The 21,908-nt window shown below is 46.3% G+C and carries 11 protein-coding genes; all 11 read left to right on the forward strand.

The features are described 5' to 3' along the window. Window positions 1-58 precede the first annotated feature (58 nt). Window positions 59-1,006, forward strand: coding sequence for a tRNA epoxyqueuosine(34) reductase QueG (queG, locus tag FEM55_RS13480; protein WP_138281897.1), 948 nt, complete (start codon window positions 59-61; stop codon window positions 1,004-1,006). 78 nt (window positions 1,007-1,084) lie between these two features. Next, window positions 1,085-1,498: a DUF1761 domain-containing protein gene (locus FEM55_RS13485; protein ID WP_138281898.1), complete on the forward strand. Its 414-nt coding sequence runs from the start codon at window positions 1,085-1,087 to the stop codon at window positions 1,496-1,498. A 364-nt stretch (window positions 1,499-1,862) separates the two neighbouring features. Then, complete coding sequence (locus tag FEM55_RS13490) at window positions 1,863-4,928, forward strand: SusC/RagA family TonB-linked outer membrane protein (RefSeq protein ID WP_138281899.1); 3,066 nt, start codon at window positions 1,863-1,865, stop codon at window positions 4,926-4,928. Window positions 4,929-4,960: 32 nt separating this feature from the next. Further along, on the forward strand, window positions 4,961-6,526 hold the full coding sequence (locus FEM55_RS13495; RefSeq protein ID WP_310588658.1) for a SusD/RagB family nutrient-binding outer membrane lipoprotein: 1,566 nt from the start codon (window positions 4,961-4,963) through the stop codon (window positions 6,524-6,526). Window positions 6,527-6,691: 165 nt separating this feature from the next. Then, complete coding sequence (locus tag FEM55_RS13500) at window positions 6,692-10,003, forward strand: VCBS repeat-containing protein (protein ID WP_138281901.1); 3,312 nt, start codon at window positions 6,692-6,694, stop codon at window positions 10,001-10,003. A 221-nt stretch (window positions 10,004-10,224) separates the two neighbouring features. Beyond that, complete coding sequence (locus tag FEM55_RS13505; RefSeq protein WP_229209308.1) at window positions 10,225-13,473, forward strand: VCBS repeat-containing protein; 3,249 nt, start codon at window positions 10,225-10,227, stop codon at window positions 13,471-13,473. Further along, window positions 13,473-14,789 carry a vanadium-dependent haloperoxidase gene (locus FEM55_RS13510; protein ID WP_138281903.1) on the forward strand — a complete coding sequence of 439 codons (1,317 nt, stop codon included), beginning with the start codon at window positions 13,473-13,475 and terminating at the stop codon, window positions 14,787-14,789. Before FEM55_RS13505 ends, FEM55_RS13510 begins: the two co-directional genes overlap by 1 nt. A 46-nt stretch (window positions 14,790-14,835) precedes the next feature. Beyond that, window positions 14,836-15,588, forward strand: coding sequence for a putative outer membrane beta-barrel protein (locus FEM55_RS13515; protein ID WP_229209250.1), 753 nt, complete (start codon window positions 14,836-14,838; stop codon window positions 15,586-15,588). Window positions 15,589-15,837: 249 nt separating this feature from the next. Beyond that, entirely contained in the window at window positions 15,838-16,737 is a 900-nt protein-coding gene (locus FEM55_RS13520) for a ThuA domain-containing protein (RefSeq protein WP_138281905.1), read from the forward strand. Window positions 16,738-16,783: 46 nt separating this feature from the next. Continuing rightward, window positions 16,784-19,954: a PVC-type heme-binding CxxCH protein gene (locus tag FEM55_RS13525; RefSeq protein WP_138281906.1), complete on the forward strand. Its 3,171-nt coding sequence runs from the start codon at window positions 16,784-16,786 to the stop codon at window positions 19,952-19,954. A 184-nt stretch (window positions 19,955-20,138) separates the two neighbouring features. After that, entirely contained in the window at window positions 20,139-21,866 is a 1,728-nt protein-coding gene (locus FEM55_RS13530; RefSeq protein ID WP_229209251.1) for a hypothetical protein, read from the forward strand. The last annotated feature ends 42 nt before the right edge of the window (window positions 21,867-21,908 follow it).

Consider the following 21,908-nt stretch of genomic DNA (forward strand, 5'->3'; position numbering starts at 1 on the left):
TGCCACTGCTAAAATACTGACAAGATGGCATTTTACAATCAATTTGTAATTTTGTAAAATGATAACAGAAGATTTTGTGCGGCAGGAAAGAAGTGCTTTCATCAAGGCCAGAGCACTGGAGTGCGGCTTTGATTTTTGCGGTATTTCAAAAGCGGAGTTTCTGGAAAAAGAGGCGCCGAGGCTGGAAAACTGGCTGAACCGCAATCAGCATGGCGCCATGGGCTACATGGCCAATCATTTTGACAAAAGGCTGGATCCGCGCAAACTCGTGGACGGCGCCAAAAGCGTGATCTCCGTTTTGCTGAATTATTATCCGGCCGAAAAACTTCCCGAGGGTGAAGAAGACCTTAAAATCTCCAAATACGCTTACGGTACGGATTATCATTTTGTATTGAAAGAAAAGCTGGCGTCGCTGCTGCAAGGCATTCAGGAGGAAATAGGCGAAGTAAGCGGCCGGATTTTTGTGGATTCTGCGCCGGTTATGGACAAAGCGTGGGCTGCCAAAAGTGGTCTGGGCTGGATTGGTAAAAATTCAAACCTGCTTAACAAGGAAATGGGCAGCTTCTTTTTCATTGGCGAAATCATCTGCGATCTGGAACTTGCCTACGACGGAGCCGTAAAGGATTACTGCGGAACCTGTACAAGATGCGTGGACGCCTGCCCGACCGATGCCATCGCCGAGCCATTCGTCGTGGACGGAAGCAAATGCATCAGTTATTACACTATAGAATTGAAAGACGCCATTCCGCAGGAAGTGCAGGGAAAGTTCGAAAACTGGATTTTTGGCTGTGATATTTGTCAGGATGTTTGTCCCTGGAACCGTTTTTCAAAGCCGCATACCACGCAGGAATTTTCATTGCCTGAAAGTTTGGCAGGATTTACGAACAACGACTGGCAGGAAATCTCGGAAGAGGTATTCAGTGAACTTTTCCGGCGTTCGCCGATAAAAAGGACCAAATTGAAAGGTTTGAAGCGGAATATCGATTTTGTCAGATCACCCAAATAAAAAGTACAATTAATAGTTAAAGCACTTATATTTGAAGCCGGGGAGTTCCTTTCGATGACTGAATAAAACACTCAAAACATGAGAAGACAATCTGTCAATCTTTGGGCCGTGCTTGTATGTGTGGTAATTGGTCAGCTGGTGCCGGCTTTATGGCATGCTTCATTTTCAGAGCTGTGGGCACAACTGAACGGCTTTACAGCAGAACAGGTAAAGGCAGCCCATGGTCCGGCACCTTACCTTGCCAGAATTGTTTCCACTTCTTTTATGGCTTATACCATGGCGTGGGTTTTTACCAAAATTCCGGTCAAAACGCTGCTTAACGGATTCCTCACCGGTTTGCTGTTCGGTACTGTATTCGTACTTTTTGAAATCATTGTCAAAGACATGTCTTCCCTGCGGCCCCTGCTGCTTTCGTTTATTGACGGCGGTGCAAGTGTAATAGTATATGCCATTACCGGCAGCATCCTGGGCATATGGCGCACTTATGACTAGCAATTTCTTAGTATAGTACCAGTTCTGACTACTCCCGGCGTAATTTATGGCGCCGTTCCTGTACAACTATTCCTGTCATGTGCGATTTACTTCGGATGCTTCATTGCATTTAGTGTGTTCGAGCACTTTCTTTAATGACGAAATCTTCATTGGTAATTGTTGCTCATGCCAAAATATTATTCAGTATTTAAAAATACATTCAAGCAAATTTTATTTTACATTGCATCCTTAACAAGAACACATTTCCTTTCATTACTGGTGTTGGCAGAATATTAGATTAGTGCAATCTAAATATTTGAAATATATTGCTTGTATTGATTATTAATTATAAATTTCCTGAAAATTTAATTCACCAAATTAACCTATGGAAAAAAGTGTACTGCGGTTGCTGCTGGCGTTCCTCGTGGCAGTGATTTTTGTTTTACCATCAAACGCCCAGGATCGGCAGATTACTGGAAAGGTTATTGATGAGAATAGGGCAGGTCTTCCCGGCGCAAACGTTCTTGTAAAAGGTACAACGCGGGGTACGACAACAGATGCCGACGGCAGCTTTACAATCAGCGTGCCGCCAACCGAAACTTTCCTGACTGTTTCTTCTGTGGGCTACACGCCAAAAGAAGTCAGTGTTACAGCTTCCATGACCACTGTTGAAGTAAGTCTTGATCCGGATGTAAGAAATCTTGGAGAAGTGGTTGTAACGGCCCTCGGGATCGAAAGAAGCGCCAAGTCACTTACTTATGCAACCCAGAAAATTGACGGAAAGCAGCTTACCGATGTTCGTGATGCAAACTTTGTGAACACGCTTTCAGGAAAAGTGGCCGGCCTTGTGGTGACACAAGGAGCCAGCGGGCCCGGTTCTGCAACACGTGTGGTACTTCGCGGTAACCGCTCTATTTCAGGAAGCAACAATGCCTTGTTTGTAGTGGACGGCGTACCGATCGACAATACGGTGCAAGGGCAGGTTGGAAGTGACTTCGGCGGAACCAACGGAAGTGACGGAGCCGCAAACATCAACCCGGACGATATTGAGTCGATGAACGTACTGAAAGGTGCGGCTGCCTCGGCACTTTACGGTAGCCGTGCTGCAAACGGTGTTATTATGATTACAACCAAAAGAGGTTCAGCGGGCCGGGTAACTGCCAATATCAATTCCGGTGTTGTAATAGAAACGCCTTTTGTACTGCCTAAATTCCAGAATACATACGGGCAGGGAAACGGCGGTACAGCTTCTGCGACAGCCAGCGGAAGCTGGGGCGGTGTAGCCACTGCATATCCTGACAATGTGAAGGATTTTTTCAGAAACGCACTTTCTACCAACAATTCATTCGGCGTTTCTGCAGGAACGGATAAAGTAACGACCTATGCATCTTATGCTTACAATAACAATCAGGGTATTATACCGAACAATGATCTGTCGCGGCATACACTGAACCTGCGTATCGGTACGCAGTTGTCGAAACGTTTTTCAACCGATGCCAAAATCACGTATACCAACCAGGTGATCAACAACAAGCCGCGGTCGGGTGAGGAAAGTGCCATTATCATGAACCTGTACAAAGTTCCGCGCAACGTGGATCTTAATACCTATAAAAACTATGAAGATGCAAACGGAGAGCCAACATACTGGACTACATCTTCCATTTATATGAACCCTTACTGGACACTCAACAAAACCAGAGATTCGGAAAAACGTAACAGAACCATTGTGCTCGGATCTGCCAAATACAATCTGACGGACTGGCTGAATGTTCAGGGAAGAATCAGCTTTGACCGTTATGACGACCGTGTGACCAGAAGCTGGGCCAACCGTACCCTTCTGTTTGCCGGGCCGGGCGGATCGTACCAGGATTATTCAGTTGCCATCGTAGAACGCAATATGGACGTAATCGTTTCGGGGAACAACAATGTAGGAAGTAACTTTGCACTGACGTACAACTTTGGTGCAGGACAAACTTACAAGCGTTACTCACAGGTTGGAGCTAATGCAAACGGGCTGCTTGTTCCGAACAAATTTGATTTGTCCTTTGCTACGGCACTGACACAAATTGCCGGTTTCTCCGAAAAAGAACTGCACTATGTTTTTGGAACGGCTTCTTTCTCTTACAAAGACTTCTTTACAGTAGATGCAGCAGCCAGAAATGACTGGTCGTCTACGCTGCCAAAGCCATACTCGTATTTCTATCCGTCATTCGGAGCAAACATTGTGCTTTCCGATGCATTCCAGCTTCCTGCCGTTATCAGTTTTGCCAAATTGAGAGGTTCATGGGCGCAGGTGGGTAATGATACAGACCCTTATCAGCTTAGCCAGACTTACTCCTTTACACAAGGCGGAACGGGAGGATTCATTTACCGCGACCCAACGCAGCCTGCAACCAATCTGAAGCCTGAAATTTCTTCTTCTACAGAATTCGGCCTTGACCTGCGTTTGTTCAACGGAAGATTCGGTGTGGATGTTACCTATTACAACTCCAATACGGTTAACCAATTGCTCCGATTGAGTCTTGCTCCTGCTTCGGGTTTCTCTGATCAGTTCATTAACGCCGGTAAAATCAACAACAAAGGAGTGGAGCTTTCGCTGACAGCCAAGCCGTTGAAAAGCGATAACTTCAACTGGGACATGACGCTGAACTTTGCAAGAAACAAAAACACCGTTGTAAAGCTTGACCCGAACATCAAGATTTCCCCACTTTCCGGCGGATTCGGACGTACAGCAACGCCGGTCGTTTCAGAAGGCGGATCGTACGGAGATCTTTATGCACAGCGCTGGGCGGTGGATGAACAGGGCAGGTACATTGTGACTGCACCGGATGCAGAGGGTAAAAACGGTGGAAAGCCGGTTGCTACTACGGATAACCAGTACATCGGAAACTTCAATCCGAAATTCACTGCCGGATTCAACAACTCTTTCAAATACAAGAGATTTGTCGGAAGCTTCCTGATCGACGGACGTTTTGGCGGTGTGATGACTTCCGGAACACAAGCCAACCTGGCATCAGACGGAACGGGCGACTTCACAACCGAGCACCGCGAAGGCGGCTGGATCTTGCCGGGTGTTACTTCCACAGGCGAAGCCAACAATACGCCGATCAATGCGGAGACATTCTGGACGACGGTTTCCGGCGGACGCTATTCATGGGGTGAATTCTTTACTTACTCCACGACCAATGTTCGTCTGAGAGAAATTTCATTGGGATATGAGATTCCGACCGGTGATAAATTCTTTATTAAAGATGCGCGCTTGTCTTTGATCGCACGTAACCTGTTCTTCTTCTACAGAGGTTATGCAACCATGGATATTCCGGGCATTGCCAAACGGCAACTGCCGTTTGACCCGGATGTCAACCTGGGTTCAAGCAATTTCCAGGGTGTGGAATACGGAAACTTACCATCAACCAGAACCATCGGATTGAATCTTAAATTAGGATTCTGATTTTAACCACTCTTTCGATTTAACAAATGAAAATGAATCATAAATTCAGGAAAATAGCAATTGCAGGATTGATCATGGGTTCTGCGGGCCTCTGGCAGGCTTGTACCGGTGATTTCGAGGAAATGAATACCAGCAAAACCAAACTGACGGCTTTGGGTGAGGATGAATTGCCGTTTCTCTTTTCAAGGGCTGAACAGCAGGCTTCCTATTCAAGCGGTACGTACCAGATTGCCCAGAACCTGTTTGCCGATTTGTATGCGCAGTATTATGCAACGTCTGCAACCTATTTTCCTTCCGACCGGTATGTCATGCGTTTTGACTGGCTTACCGGCCACTGGAACCCGATTTATACACAGGTTGTACCGCAGCTGAAAACGCTTTTTGAACAAACCGATCCGGCATCTGCAGAATATGCACTGGCGAATGTAATGTGGGTTTATGCTTTTCACCGCTTGACGGATTATTACGGACCGGTTCCTTATTCCGAGGCTGGAAAACCTGCCTTAAGTGTGAAGTACGATGCGCAAAGCGACATTTACAAGGACTTTTTTGTAAGACTCGATGCTGCTGCAAACGCGCTGAAAGCCAATGCAACGGCCAAACCATACGGAAATTTTGATCTTATTTACAAAGGCGATGCGGCCAAATGGCTGAAATTTACCAATACGCTGCGCCTGCGCCTTGCGTTGAGGATTTCAAAAGTGGATCCTGCAGAAGCAAAAAAACAGGCCGAAGCGGCGGTTGCCGGCGGTGTGATGACGGAAGTTGCCGACGATGCCTATATGGTTAAAAACCTGGCCGGTGACGATGCCAACGGATTGAGCCGGATTGCTGTCTGGAACGAATTCCGGATGAGTGCATCCATGGAATCGGTATTGAAAGGCTATGCGGATCCGCGTATCGGGATTTACTATCAGCCGGCATCGGCAACCGGTACTTACGAAGGTTTGAGAAACGGTTTGACTGCGGCTGAACTTGCACTTGCGAAAAACGGCAACAACGACAATTCCAACGTAGGTACAAGATGGGTGACAGGCTCGGGAGCTGCATGGAACACGAATTTTACCACGCCTCAGGACATCATGCATGCGGCAGAAGCGTACTTCCTGCGTGCAGAAGGCGCACTGAACGGCTGGAACATGGGCGGGACTGCAAAAGAATTGTATGAAAAAGGAATCACTGCATCCATGGCGCAATGGGGCATAACCGGTGCACCTGTTACCGCTTACATCAACAGTTCCGCAGTGCCTGTTGCGCCGGGCGACCAGCAGAATTCTCCTGCTTTATCCAACATCCCGATCAAATGGGACGAAGCGGCTTCGGACGCGGTTAAACGTGAGAAAATCGGTACGCAGAAATGGCTGGGACTGTATCCGGACGGCATGGAAGCATGGGCTGAATACAGAAGAACCCGTTTCCCGAAATTGTACCCGGTTGTAAATTCTGAAAACGAAGATGTGCCGAAAGGTGCTGTGCTCAGAAGGATTCCTTTCCTTACTTCGGAAAGACAAACCAACGGTGCGGCAGTTCTGGAAGCCGAAAAATTATTGGGTGGTCCTGATAAAGCAAGTACGCCTTTGTGGTGGGATAAAAACTAACCCCGGGCAATGCTTTGCGTATAGGCAAAAGGCGGGCAACATGCCTGCCTTTTTGCTTTTCAATAAAACCCGGTAATTTTTAACGATCGAAGATATTTTTGATATTACAGCCTTTTTCGCTTGTTATACAGCGTTTTAAGCTTAGAAAAGTTTACAACAGATTACATGAAAAAAAGCTTTATACCTGTTTTTTTTATTTTCCTGCTTGCTTCCTGCCAGAATAAAGACACGCTTTTCACGCTGCTGAAATCAGGGGATACCGGAATAGAATTCAATAACTTTATTGATGAAGACGCAGCCAACAACGTACTGGAATACGGCTATTTCTACAACGGTGGCGGCGTTGCTGCGGCAGATTTTAACAACGACGGTCTGGTGGATCTTTACTTCACCGGGAATATGGTCGCCAATAAACTGTATCTCAACAAAGGTGATTTCAACTTCGAAGATGTTTCCGAAAAATCGGGTACGGCACTGAATGAAGGCTGGAAAACAGGCGTTTCGGTTGTGGATATCAATGACGATGGCTGGATTGATATTTACGTATGCCGGGCAGGCGCTCAGGACCCCAGGTTGAGAAGCAAACTGCTTTATGTGAACAATGGGAAAACGGCCGACGGCATTCCGACTTTTACCGAAAAAGCTGCTGAATACGGGCTCGACGACCGTTCTTACACCACGCAGGCCGTCTTTTTTGATTACGACCGTGACGGCGATACCGACTGTTTTCTTTTGAATCACTCCGTTCAGAAATATGCGGGTTTCAGTAATCTGCTGGGAAGTTACCGCGAACAGCGGAATGAAGCGTATGGAAATAAACTTTTACAGAACAACAACGGGAAATTTTCCAACGTAACGGATTCGTCCGGGATTGTTTCCAATGTGCTGAGCTTCGGACTTGGTATCAATGTCAATGATTTTAACAACGACGGGTGGCCGGATATTTACATTTCCAATGATTACAATGAAAATGATTACTTATACCTCAATCAAAAGAACGGCACGTTCAGGGAAGTAATCCGCGAAGCAACCGGTCACGTTTCACTGTATTCCATGGGTACCGACGCTGCCGACCTAAACAATGACGGACTGACCGATATTCTGACGCTGGACATGCTTCCTGCTTCGAACGAACGTATCAAACTGACTGCCGGCGACGATAATTACGACAAATACCAGCAGTTGCTCCGGGCTGGTTTCCATGATCAGACAATGCGCAACATGTTGCAGCTGAACAATGGCGTCAATGCCGGCGGCGTTCCGGTTTTCAGTGAAATCGGGCAGCTTGCGGGCGTTTCCAATACGGACTGGAGCTGGGCGGCTTTAATGGCTGATTTTGACAATGACGGCTGGAAAGACATATTTGTTTCGAACGGATATGCAAGGGATTATACTAACATGGAATTTCTGAAATACTCGACGGACATTCAGCTGGAAGCCGGAAAAGGCGGCAAAGCGCCTACGCAAATGGACATTATTGAGCAGATGCCGCCGATTAATGAGCCGAATTATATTTTCCAGAACCAGAAGAACCTGACTTTTGCCAAAAGAATAACCGAGTGGGGATTTGAGGAAAATAACCAGTCAAACGGAGCCATTTATGCGGACCTTGACAATGACGGCGATCTGGATCTGGTCACCAATAATGTAAATCAGAAAGCTTTTGTGTACCGGAATAATGCAGAAACCAAGCTGACAAACAAATCGCTGAACATCAAGCTGGAATCGCCCAAGTACGCTTTTCTGGCCGGGACAAAAATTACGGTTTACTCGGATTCACTCACACAAACGCAGCACTTTATGCCTGTCCGCGGTTTTCAGTCTGCGCAATGGGAATCAGTGCATTTTGGATTGGGAAATAACCCTAAAATAGATTCGCTGACGGTGCTTTGGGCGGATGGAAGCAGCCAGACTATCAAAAAACCGGAAGCGGACAAACAGCTTGTTCTGAAATACACCGCTGCGCGGAAAAATCCCGATGCTTCAGAAAGCAAGCCGCAGGTTCTTTGGGAAGCTGCAAAAGGAATTGATTTCAGACATGCCGAAGATCCGCGAAATGATTTCAGGATTCAGACGCTTTTGCCAAACATGCTTACGTATCAGGGACCGCATCTTGCACAAAAAGACCTGAACGGGGACGGAACAGACGATTTCTACATCGGCGGCGGACGCGGGCAAGCCGGCGCTTTGTTCATGAGCGAAGGCGGAACGTTCCGGAAAGTATCGCAGGAAACTTTTGAAAAAGACGCTGCTTATGAAGATGCCGGAATGGCCTTTTTTGATGTCGATAATGACAAAGACTACGATTTGCTGGTGACCAGTGAAGGCTACGAACTGAACGCCGGCGATCCTTTGCTGATGCCGCGCTTGTATATCAACGATAACGGAAAGTGGCGGAAAGCCGATTTTCCCGCAGTTGGACCGAATGCTTCTGCAATAACCGTTGCTGACGTGGATCATGACGGCGATATGGATGTTTTTCTGGGTACAAGAGTGAATCCCGGCCGTTTTCCTGAAAGTGCGGGCGGCGTAATGCTGGTTAATGACGGCAAAGGTACATTTACAGATGCCACAAAGAATCTGGCTCCGCAGCTCGCAAATGCAGGCATGATTACCGACGCTGTATTTCAGGATCTGAACCAGGATGGCTTTCCTGAACTGATTCTAACTTCGGACTGGAAACCCATTCAGATTTTCAGTAATCAAAAAGGAAATTTAGCCGATGCAAGTGCAGCATGGGGAACAGCGGCGCTGAACGGCTGCTGGAACGTGATCCGGCCGGCGGATCTGGATGGAGACGGGGATATGGATTTTGTAGTCGGGAATATGGGGACAAACTGGCAATGGAACGTGACTTCCTCGCAAGGTTTAGCGTTGTATGCCGCTGATTTTGACAATCTCGGGCGTATTGTTCCGGTCATCAGCGTTACCGAAAACGGAAAAGAATATCCGTATGCAAGCCGCGATGAATTGCTGGACCAGATTCCATCCCTGAAAAAGAAATATTCCAATTACGTCACGTATTCCAAAGCGACTTTAACGGACATTTTGCCGGCGGACAAACTGAGCCATGCGCAAAAACTCACGGCCAGGGAGTTCAGAAGCGGTATTCTGGAAAATGACAAAGGAAAAATGATTTTTCATCCGCTGCCCGTTCAGGCACAATTTGCCCCGGTTTACGCCATTGCATTGCATGATGTAAATGCAGACGGAAAACCGGATATCCTGCTTGGCGGAAACCTGAAACAAACACGTGTAAGGATCGGGAAAAATGACGCAAGCCTTTTGCAGGTTTTTCTGAACAAAGGAAAAATGGCGTTTGAGTATATGCCGCAGGCGCAAAGCGGGCTTTATGTAAATGGTGACGTACGCGATCTGGCCGTGTTTGCACAAGCGGAGAAAACGTATCTGATCACGGCAATCAACAATGCGGAACTGCAGACTTTTCAGCTCAATAAAGGAAAGTCAGAAAAATGATTTACTGAATAGAAACGCGGAGCGGCAGGAAATATAAATTTCTTGCCGCTTTCAAATAAAATGACTTAACTAAGTTTTAACTTCAACCTTTGTTGAAGTTTTTTCAGTTACAAGCAGATCTTTTTGTTTTCTGATCGCCGGCACTACTCATAATGAATATAAAAGCCCTTTGTAATTACCTTTTTCTGATTGTCATTCTGGTGTTCCGGCAGTTCACTGTAATGGCACAGCAGCCGTTGTTTCAGTTGTTGCCTTCCAAACAAACCGGAATTGATTTTGTAAATACGATCAGCGAAGATGAAAGGCTGAATGTAATGGCTTATGAATATTTCTACAATGGCGGCGGCGTTGCGGCCGGCGATATCAACAACGACGGTTTCGAAGATCTTTTCTTCACTTCCAACATGGGCGCCAACAAGCTGTACCTCAACCTCGGAGCAGGAAAAGGGCAGGCCTTGCGGTTTAAAGATATAACTTCCTCGGCAGGGAAAGGGCTGGAAGGACGGAAGGACGGCTGGAAAACGGGTGTGACGATGGCGGATGTAAACGGTGACGGGTTACTGGACATTCATATATGCTACTCCGGTAAAGTCGAAGATGAAAAGCGGAAAAACCAGTTATTCATCAATCAGGGAAATCTCAAATTCATTGAACAGGCAAAAGAATACGGACTCGATAACATCAGTTACAGCACGCAGGCCGCATTTTTTGACTACGACAATGACGGCGATCTGGATATGATGCTGCTGAATCACAGCGTCAAGAAAATTGATAACATGGAACTGGCCAAGTTCAGGCAGGAAACGGACGAACTGGCCGGAAACAAGCTGTTTGAAAACCGGAACAATCATTTTACCGAAGTAACACAGAAAGCCGGGATTCATCAGTATCCTTTAACATTCGGGCTGGGAATGGCCATTGCGGACGTAAATCAGGACGGCTGGCAGGATATTTACGTCACCAACGATTACAACGAGCCGGATTACCTTTATATCAATAAAAAGAACGGGACTTTTGAAGATGTAACGCAGCAGTATTTCCGGCATCTGGCGCAGTTTTCCATGGGCATTGACATTGCCGATTTCAACAACGACGGCCTGCCCGACATCATGTCGCTGGATATGTTGCCCGAAGATAATCAGCGTCAGAAATTATTGCAGCTTCAGGAAAACTACGAATCCTTTGAGCTGATGATGAAGCAGAACCTTTACAAGCAGTACATGCGCAATATGCTGCAGCTCAACAACGGCGACGGCACTTTCAGTGAAATTGCGCAGATTTCGGGCGTTTCCAATACCGACTGGAGCTGGAGTCCTCTTTTTGCCGATTTTGATAACGACGGTTTCAAGGATCTTTTTATTTCAAACGGTTATTTCCGCGATTATACCAACAAGGATTTTCTGAAATACTGGGGCGATTACAAGGTCCGCAGGGCTGTGGACAAAGAAGCCGTACAATTAATGGATCTGGTGAAAGCCATGCCTTCCACCAAACTGGCAAACTATATTTTCCGCAATAACCGCGACCTTACTTTTACCAAAATGCAGCAGGAATGGGGCTTGCAAATGCAGTCTGTTTCAAGCGGAGCCGTGTATGCGGATCTGGATAATGACGGCGATCTTGATCTGGTTGTAAATAACATCAATGACCCGGCTTTTATTTATCAGAATACCAGTGCGGACCAATCCGGAAATGCATGGATTCAGGTTAAACTGAAGGAGAACACTGCAAATAAAAATGCCGTCGGTTCAAAGGTTTATGTATTTTCAAAAGGCATCCAGCAGTATCAGGAAGTGAACCCGAACCGCGGATACCTTTCCTGCACTCCGCTGAGGCTGCATTTCGGCCTGCAAAAAAACACTGTTGTTGATTCTGTAAAAGTCATCTGGCCGAATAATCAAACTCAGCTTTTTACGGATTTGAAAATAAATCAGCTGCATGTACTGGAAAAAGGAAACAAGCTGGAAAAAGCAATAGCTGTAAATTCGAAAACAGATCCGATCTTTAAAAAAGAAGATTTCAGCATGGCCTATCAGCACGAAGGCTTCAATGAAAATGATTTCAAACGGCAGCCTCTGATGCTTTCCATGTATTCGCAAACCGGGCCGGTGATTGCAAAAGGCGATGTAAACAAGGACGGACTGGAAGATATTTTTGTCAGCGGCGATCAGAACAAGCAGGCGAAAATCTGGCTGCAGCAACCAAACGGGACTTTCAGTGAAATGCAGGATTTTGCGATTGGCGATGAAAACGTTTCGGCAACTTCGGCGGCTGTTTTTTTGGATGCAAACGGCGACGGCTATGACGATCTGTATATTGCCAAAGGCGGTTATTCTTTATTTGAGCCTAATACCTTTTCTCTTCAGGATGAAATTTATCTCAATGACGGAAAAGGAAAACTGAATCTTTCCGTTTTGTCATTGCCTAATCTGAAAGCAAGCAGCAAATCCTGCGTACGTCCGTTTGATTACGACAAGGACGGCGATCAGGATCTGTTCATCGGCGGGCGCATTATTCCGGGCCGTTATCCGGAAACGCCGGTTTCGTATCTGCTTGTCAATGACGGAAAAGGGCAGTTTACTGTAAAAGATTCGCCTTTTTTCAAGATCGGAATGGTAACGGATGCGCAGTGGACGGATCTGAACGCAGATGGAAAAGCGGAACTGATTATATGCGGGGAAATGATGCCGGTCAAGGTGTTTTCGTACAACGGAAAAGATTTTGATGATCAGACATTGCAGTATTTTCAGGAAGAAGAACCCGGTTTCTGGTCTTCACTGAAAATAGAAGACCTTGACAATGACGGGAAACCGGATATCGTAGCCGGAAATCTCGGGCTTAATTCACAGATCAAGGTTTCGGCCAAAGAACCTGCTGAACTTTACTTTGCAGATTTTGACAAGAATGGCTCGATAGATCCTTTCTTCAGCTTTTACATTCAGGGGAAATCGTATCCGTTTGTCAGCCGTGACGAGCTCAATGATCAGATTTATCCGATGCGCAGGAAATTTCCTTATTATAAAGATTACGCAAATGCTTCCATTACAGACGTTTTTTCAGCGGAAGAACTGAGCAAGGCGACGAAGCTCGAAGTAAAAGAAGCGCGCACGGTCTGCTATTTGAACCGGAATGGGAAATTTGAAAAAAACATATTGCCCGTTCAGGCACAATTTGCGCCTGTTACTTGCATTCTGGCCGAGGATTTCAACGGCGACGGCAAAAAGGATCTGCTGCTTTTGGGAAATAAAACGGATAACCGCCTGAAACTCGGCAGCATGGATGCCAATTACGGCTGTTTGCTCGAAGGGAACGGAAAAGGTGATTTTACTTACGTAAGCCAGTCGGTTTCAGGTTTGTCGGTGAACGGAGACGTAAAATCGCTGATCCGGATGCAGGTTGGAAAAGAGCCTTGTCTTGTAATCGGAGCATTTAACCAGTCTTTGCAATCTTATAAAATACAAAAAAAATAATGCGCGTCATTTTGGTCTGGATGTTGTTTTTAAGCCAGTTTGCTTTTGCAGAAAAAGCAAAAAACGATATTCGTGTGCATTTGCAGCCTGCGGTATTTTCGGTTACGATGGTCATGATCCACGACGTTGTGAATCCGCCCGCCGCCAGCCGGTTTTATACGTACTGCATGCTTGGCGCTTACGAAATTGTGGCGCAGAACAACAAGGAAATCGTTTCGCCAACGACTTTCATCCAAAGCATGGAACCTGTAAAAATGGAATTCGCAGCAGGTTATGATTACCGCATTGCTGCATTGTACGCCATTCTGGAAACGGGTCGCCTTATTCTTCCGTCGGGGTATATGCTGGAAGAAGACCAGAAAAAGCTGGTTATCGCACTGCTGAGGGACGGCCATTCACAAAAAAAAATAAATGAGGCAATTGCGGTTGCACAGGAAGTTTCCAAAAAAATAGCAGCGAACGCAGCAACGGACGGTTATCTGAAACTAAGCACAAGAGTACGGTACAGGCCGAAAAAGGGCGACGCATACTGGTACCCGACACCGCCCGGCTACATCGAAGGCATTGAGCCGCACTGGAAAACGATCCGCCCGATGCTCATCGATTCCTGTAACCAGTTTGTGCCAAAACCTCCGGTTGCATTCAGCAAGGACAGCACCAGCGAATTTTACAAGCTGACGTATGAAGTGTATGCGGTTGGGAAAAAAATGACTGAAAAAGAACGGTTTATTGCTTCCTACTGGGATTGCAACCCGTTTGCGATCAATACTTCCGGGCATATGTCCATTGGCTTCAAAAAAATAAGTCCGGGCGGGCACTGGATGAACATTACCGGCATTGTAACGTCCAAAGCCAATCTGGATCTGGATAGAGGCATTATGGTGCATGCGCTGGTTGCCGCTACGTTAATGGATTCTTTTATAAGTTGCTGGGACGAAAAGTACAGAAGCAGCAGGATACGGCCTGAAACGGTCATTAACCGTTACATTGACCCGAAATGGCAGCCACTCCTGCAAACGCCGCCTTTTCCGGAATATACGAGCGGCCATAGTGTGATTTCTACTTCCGTTTCCGAAGTACTGACTTACTTCCTGGGCGACAACTTTGCATTCCGGGACGATACCGAAGTAATTTTCGATTTGCCGACGCGCGATTTCCGGTCGTTCCGGCAAGCGGCGGAAGAAGCGGCCATTTCCCGGCTTTACGGCGGAATTCATTACCGCGATGCCATCGAAAACGGTCAGGTTCAGGGAAAAGCAATTGCGCAGTTCATTATTGAAAAGCTTCAAAAGAAAGGAGTGAAGCCGTTAATCTGACAAATAAAATGGATACAGCAGCGATTCTCCGGTGAAATTGGTAGTTTTGAAACCGACACGTCGCATTGATGTTAAAATGAACAGAATATTTTCCGTCTTCCTGCTGATATTTCTCCTGAACTGCATGCAGTTGAGTGCGCAAGACCCGGTTATTTCAACGGAATGGAGAAAAGAGCCGGACAGTACAGCAGTCCAGCCGGAAGAAGAAACCGCATTTGCTGATCTTTCCAGAATCAGGTTTGGCGTAAACGGCGGTTATGGCTACAGGCTTTTCCGTTCGGTCATCGGACTGAATGTTGCAGACCAGAAATATGTGAAAGATCTGAAATCTGGGATTGCATTTGGCGGTGAGCTAACTTACTTTTTCTGGAAAAAATTCGGAATCGGGCTGAATTACGACCGGTATCTGAGCAAAGCGGAAAACGAAAATGATTTGGGAGAAGATGTGATGATCCAATTTTTCGGCGGTTCGGTTACGCACCGATCTGTTTCTGAAAACGGCCGCAACATCATACTGAGTTCATTACTGGTTGGTTATCAGCCGTATCGCAATTATACATTCGTCGGAAATGAAAATGTGAATTTTACTGCCAACACAATGGGCTGGGGCATAAGCGCCGGCGTTGAACACCGTTTTAGCAGAAAATTTGCCATGAACCTGACAGGCACGGCCATCATGGGCGCTGTTTACAGGCTGAAAAGGGCAACTTCCATCAATACCGAAACACTGCATTTATCCAAGGACGACAGCGTCGATCTGTCGCGCGTTTCCATTTCACTCGGGTTTAAACTTTTCTGAAAAGCCCGCCATTTTTATTTTCCAAAAAATGAATGTTCGTTTTAAACAGGGCACAATGATGCGAAAACGAAATGCCTGACGTTTAAATTTTATAAAAAAGTAAGGGAAAAATAGGATAAAAAAGTCTTCCTTGTAATTCGCCTTTGTCGGAGAACGAAAATCGGCTCCGCAATGGTAGATTGATTCAACAGCAGCCTTAATTTATAAATGCCTGTTTTGTTTAACTTCTTTTATTTCTAAACCATTCTAATGGATACAACTTTTGTCAAAGGGAAACGTCAGGTTTCTTTTCTTGCCTTTTTGCTTGTTGCTCTTTCCGTGCTTTTTCAGATTACAGTTAATGCGCAGTCTGCCAGATCAAAAGACAAACAGCCGCTTGTTGTGTTTGTAACCGGAGATCATGAATACAGTGGCGAGGAAACCTTACCGATCATCGCCGCCGAGCTGGAAAAAAACTACGGGATGAAAACCATTGTCCTGAAAGCATACCCGGATCATAACAGTGAGAAGAATATTCCGGGCCTGGAAGCGCTTGAACAGGCCGATCTTGCCGTATTTTATCTTCGGTGGCGGCAACTTCCAAAGGATCAGCTTGCGCACATTGAGGCTTACCTGAAAAAGGGAAAGCCTGTTATGGGATTCCGTACCTCCACGCATGCCTTCAACTTTCCGAAAGGCGACGAAAGTGAAAAATGGAATGCATTCGGAGAGTTTGCGCTGAATGCGCCTCCGGGCTGGGGCGGTGCTGCGGCGCATACGCATTACGGTCATAAAAGCAGCACCGACGTGACCGTCATTCCCGAACAGGCTAAGAATCCGATCCTGACGGGCGTTACAACGACTTTTCATGCCAAATCATGGCTTTACCGTGTTTTGCCGAATTACCCGACAAAAGGTTCCCAATGGCTGCTGATGGGAAAATCCGTTAACCCGGACAAGGAAGCCATTGATAATCCGGTTGCCTGGACGGGTACCAATTCTTTCGGCGGTAAAGTATTCATGACTACGCTCGGCCATCCGGAAGATTTCCGGCTTGAACCTTTTCAGCGACTGATTATCAATGCCGTTCACTGGGAACTCGGCATGAAAGTCCCGAAAGAATGGAAGGGTAAAATGGACATTCAGGTTCCGTACAGAGAAGCAAAATAAACAATCGAATATATTTCCTAAATCCAACTTAAAGGTTTGAAAACAAATGTCTAAACCAAAAAAAATCAGTATTCACATATCGCTGGTGCTGTTTGCGCTGGCGGTTATTGCATTCAGTGCCTTCAAATTCGGGCGATCTGAGCCGCTGACCGTTTCCAAAAGTTCCCACATTGTTCTGCTTGGCAATAACCTTGGTTCAAGAATGATGAATTACGGTACTTTCGAAACCGAAATGCAGGTGAGATATCCGGACAACATGCTGTTTATCCGTAACATGTGCGATGGCGGCGATACGCCCGGATTCAGGCCGCATGCCAGCAGAAATTCACCATGGGCATTTCCGGGCGCTGAAAAGTTCCAGACGGAATATGCGAATCCGTCGCAGAGCGAAGGCCATTTTGATACGCCGGACCAATGGCTTACAAGGCTCAAAGCGGACGTCATTATTGCTTTTTTTGGTTATAACGAATCTTTTCAGGGAAAAGAAGGACTGGAAAATTACAAGGCAGAACTGGATGCTTTCATTAAATATACATTAAGCCAGAAATACAACGGAAGTGCCGCGCCGCAGCTTGCCATTGTTTCACCGATCGCTTTTGAAGATCTTTCAGGCCAGTTTGATCTTCCGAACGGTAAAAAGGAAAATGAAAACCTTTCCATGTATTCCAAAGCCATGAAGGAAATTGCCGACAAGAACAATGTGCTTTTTGTAGACGCATTTACGCCTTCCCAGAAATGGTACAACGATTCGAAAGAGCCGTTGACAATCGACGGTTCACAGCTTAATGAAGCAGGCTATAAAAAGCTCGGCGTACTGCTTACGGATATGGTTTTCGGGAAATCGGCGCCCAAGGCAGAGGCCAACCGGAAACTGGTTCACGATGCGGTCATGGAAAAGAACTGGATGTGGCACAACGATTTTAAAATACCGAATGGCGTACACGTTTACGGCAGACGTTACAATCCGTTTGGCCCTGACAATTATCCAGCGGAAATTGAAAAAATAAGAGAAATGACTGACATCCGTGACAAAGCAATCTGGATGGCTGTAAAAGGTGAGAAAATGGACGTTGCCGCGGCGGACAAGAATACACGCCCGCTGCCACAGGTGAAAACCAACTTCAATCCTGAAAAGAACGGAAGCCTGGAATACCTTTACGGACAGGACGCGCTTAAAAAGCTGAAAGTGCCGGAAGGTTATAAAATAGAAATGTTTGCTTCGGAAGAAGAATTTCCCGATCTGGCCAAACCGATGCAGATGTCTTTTGACAACAAAGGCCGTTTGTGGATTGCCACGATGCCGAGCTACCCGCATTACAAGCCGGGCGACACCAAACCAAATGACAAGATTATCATTCTGGAAGATACCAACGGTGACGGAAAAGCCGACAAGCAAACCGTTTTTGCAGACGGCCTGCACTTGCCGCTGGGCTTTGAAATTGCACCTGAAGGCGTATATGTTTCCCAGGGAACCAATCTGAAACTTTTTACTGATACCAACGGCGATGATAAGGCGGATAAAAGTGAAATCCTGCTGAGCGGTTTTGACGACCATGATACGCACCATAACAGCCATGCATTTACCGTAGACCCGTCAGGTGCTATTTATTCGGGTGAAGGTGTTTTTCTGCATACCAATGTAGAAACTTCCTATGGTCCGGTTCGCGCTACAAACGGCGGATTTTACCGGTATGCGCCGCAACGTAAAAAACTGGAACGCACTGCCCAGCTTTCGATTCCGAACCCGTGGGGAATTGCATTTGACGAGTGGGGACAGCCGTTTTTTGCTGAAACGTCCAGCCCGGATGTGCGCTGGATGATGCCGGGAAGCGTATTGCCGCGTTACGGAGAAGCAACTCATAAATCCGTTCAGTTGATCGAAGAAGCGCATCGCGTACGCCCGACTTCGGGTCTGGAGTTTGTTTCAAGCCGTCATTTTCCGGACGAATTACAAGGTGATTTTCTGATTAACAATACAATCGGTTTTCTCGGAACCAAGGAGCATACCCTGAAAGATGACGGGACAGGCTATAAAAGCACGCACCGCATGGATCTGGTTGTGAGCGAAGATCGTAATTTCCGTCCGGTCGATATGGAATTTGCACCCGACGGTTCGCTTTATCTGATCGACTGGCATAATATCCTCATCGGACACATGCAGCACAATGCACGCGATCCTTTGCGCGACCATTCACACGGAAGGGTTTACAGAATTACTTATCCTTCACGCCCGCTTGTAAAACCTGCCAAAGTAGCCGGCGCAAGCATAGAAGAACTGCTGGATAATCTCAAATTGCCGGAATACCGTACGCGTTACAGGACCCGCCGCGAACTCCGGGGAAGAGACGCTTCGCAAGTGCTTTCCAAGCTGAATACCTGGGTTGCCGGTCTGGATAAGAATGATCCGAAATACGAGCATCATTTGCTGGAAGGCCTTTGGGTAAGCTGGGGAATGAACAAAGTAGATCAGAAACTGCTGAAACAGGTACTGAAAGCGAAAGATTACCACGCAAGAGCAGCGGCTGTTCAGGTTGTGCGTTACACTGGCCATCAGGTTCCGGATCAGGCTGAACTGCTCATGCAGGCCGTACGTGATGAAAACAGCCGGGTCAGGCTGGTCGCAATCGTGGCCGCATCCTGGATTGAAAAGGAAAAAGGGCTGGCCGTTTTGGCGGAAGCCAGCAAAATGCCGCTGGACGACTGGACAATTCATGCCTATGAAACGGCTGTGGCGCACCTTAAAGGGGAAAACATGAAGAAAGAGAAAGCAGTTGTTGTCAAATCGGCTTTGAAGGGCAAAGAGCTGGAACTTTACACCATGGGCAAAGAAATCTATTCCAAGGAAGGGTATTGTTCAACTTGTCACCAGCCGGACGGAAAAGGGCTTGCCGCTTCCGGATTTCCGCCGCTGGCGGCAACCAACTGGGTTATGGGCAGCGATGAACGCCTGATCAAACTGGCTCTGAAAGGTTTGCTCGGCCCGATTGAAGTAAACGGGAAAAAATACCCCGGCCAGGTTCCGATGACCCCTTTCGGCGGCTTGCTTAAAGATGAAGAGCTGGCTGCGGTACTTACTTACGTCCGCAATTCATTCGGGAACAAAGGCCCGGCCATATTGCCGGAAAAAGTGAATAGAGTAAGGGCGGCAACCGAAAGCAAAAAAGATTTCTACTCGCCGGACCAGTTGCTGAAAGAGCATCCAATGGAAAGCATGTAACACGTATTTGTGTTAAAGGAATACATAAAAATTCAAAAGCCGGACAAGGTGCACAAATCACCGTTGTCCGGCTTTTTTTTGCACTACGGTAAATAGGATGCGAATGTTCATTGCTATCGGGTGCAAGAAATCAGGACAATGTTTACATTAGCCATATTAATAATTTAGCTTTGCCTGAATTTTAATGCTAACCATACCTTCCTGTTTTCCGAAAATGCTGCGTTTTCCTGCCGGTTTTGTGATTTGCCTTGTTGTCTTTCTGAATCTTTTTTACAACTACTTTTTTTCAGTCAACTTTCCGTTTCAGGACGATTTTCTGCTGATTCAGTTTGTAGAAACAGTTACGCAAGGCAAAGTGGGATTTACCGGTTTTGTAAAGGAGCTTTTCAGGACGTTCAATGATCACAAGGCGGTTGTTCCCAGGCTTATAGCGTTTACTGAATATAAAATAACAGGCCATCTCAATTTCCGGTTTTACATCGTTCTTGTCCTGCTGAATATTACGTACATTTTCTATTTTGTCTATCTTCAGTTCAGGAAAACAAGGCTCCCGCTGTATTATTTCATACCCGTTCCGTTCCTGTTTTTTCATCCGCTTTATCATGAAATTTCAGGCTGGGCGCTGAACGGCATGCAGCATTCCTTTCTGACTGCATTTACGGTGACAGCCATTCTGCTGGCTTCCAAACGGACCCATACGGCTCTTGCGGGGGCTTTGCTGTGCTGCTTTCTGGCAACGTTCACGCACGGCAACGGAATCCTTTCATTTCCTGCCGTTATCTTTTATTTTCTGTGTTTCAAAGACTTCAAGAAAGCGACGGTTACCACCGTTGTCATGCTCATCAGCCTCGGTATTTATCTGGCCGGCTACGAATCTGGGCAGGCGGTGAAACTGCCCACGAGCATAGCCGTATTTTTTACTTCGCTGTTTGCGTTTGTAGGCTCTGGCGTTTCGCTATGGGAACATCCGATCCTTGTTTCTGCGATTTGGGGAGCGGTGATTACGGCTTTTATGGCGTTTCTTTTTGTAAAAGCGTCCGGGATTTATTTTCAGGAAAAAACAACCGTAAAACCGGGTACGATCGAGTTGCTTACGCTGTTCGCGTTCATATTCATAACGAGTACGGTCATTGCGCTTTTTCGTTCGTGGATGGGCACTACAATTGCGAGCCGTTTTCAGATCTATGCGGCTTTGTCCATGGTGATGTTTTACATTCTTCTGGTCTATTATTTCCCGGTTTTTCGCAGGAAAGCCGTGCTTTTTGTTATCACCGGTTTGAGTGTTTTTTACTGCGCATATTCGTATTACATGTATTCGGATGTAGTAGCCGGCAAAAAGAGCATTTATCTTGCAGACGTTTATAATTGGAAGTATAACCGGAATATGTTTTCAGTAGAAAAAACCATTGTCAGAAATGGTAATTTTTACCTGCTTCCGGCTTATGATAAAGGATCTCTTAAGCTGCCTGATCCTGTTGCAGGCAAAAAACAACTGGATTCCATGTTTACAGCCAGCGAAAAATCGGATTCGGATTACAGTATTTTTCTGGAAGATTGGCAAGTGGAGAGAGTTGTGCGTGACGGAAAAGAGCACCTTCATTACCATTTTCTGGCAAGTAATGATCAGCCGGAGCGGATGCGTTTTTCAGATAACCGTTTTCTGGTTTTAAAGGATAGCAGCAGCGGAAGGATTTATATGATGAATGCAAATCCGAAAAAAGAAGGCCGGAAGCATATCATCACGTCCGGAAATTACTACAAGAATGGTTTCAATGCAGTGATCCGGGAAAATGATCTGGATAACGGAATATACAAGCTGGCGGTTCTGGATGTAAAAAATGCCGGAAAAATGGCCTTTTTCAAACTTGATAAAGAACTTTCTGTAAAAAACGGAAGTCTTTTCCTGAAATAAAAATTGCTGCTTCGCAGTGCTTTTCGTTCAAATGGCCGGACA

This window comes from Dyadobacter sediminis (assembly GCF_005860765.1).
Taxonomy (GTDB): Bacteria; Bacteroidota; Bacteroidia; order Cytophagales; family Spirosomataceae; genus Dyadobacter; species Dyadobacter sediminis.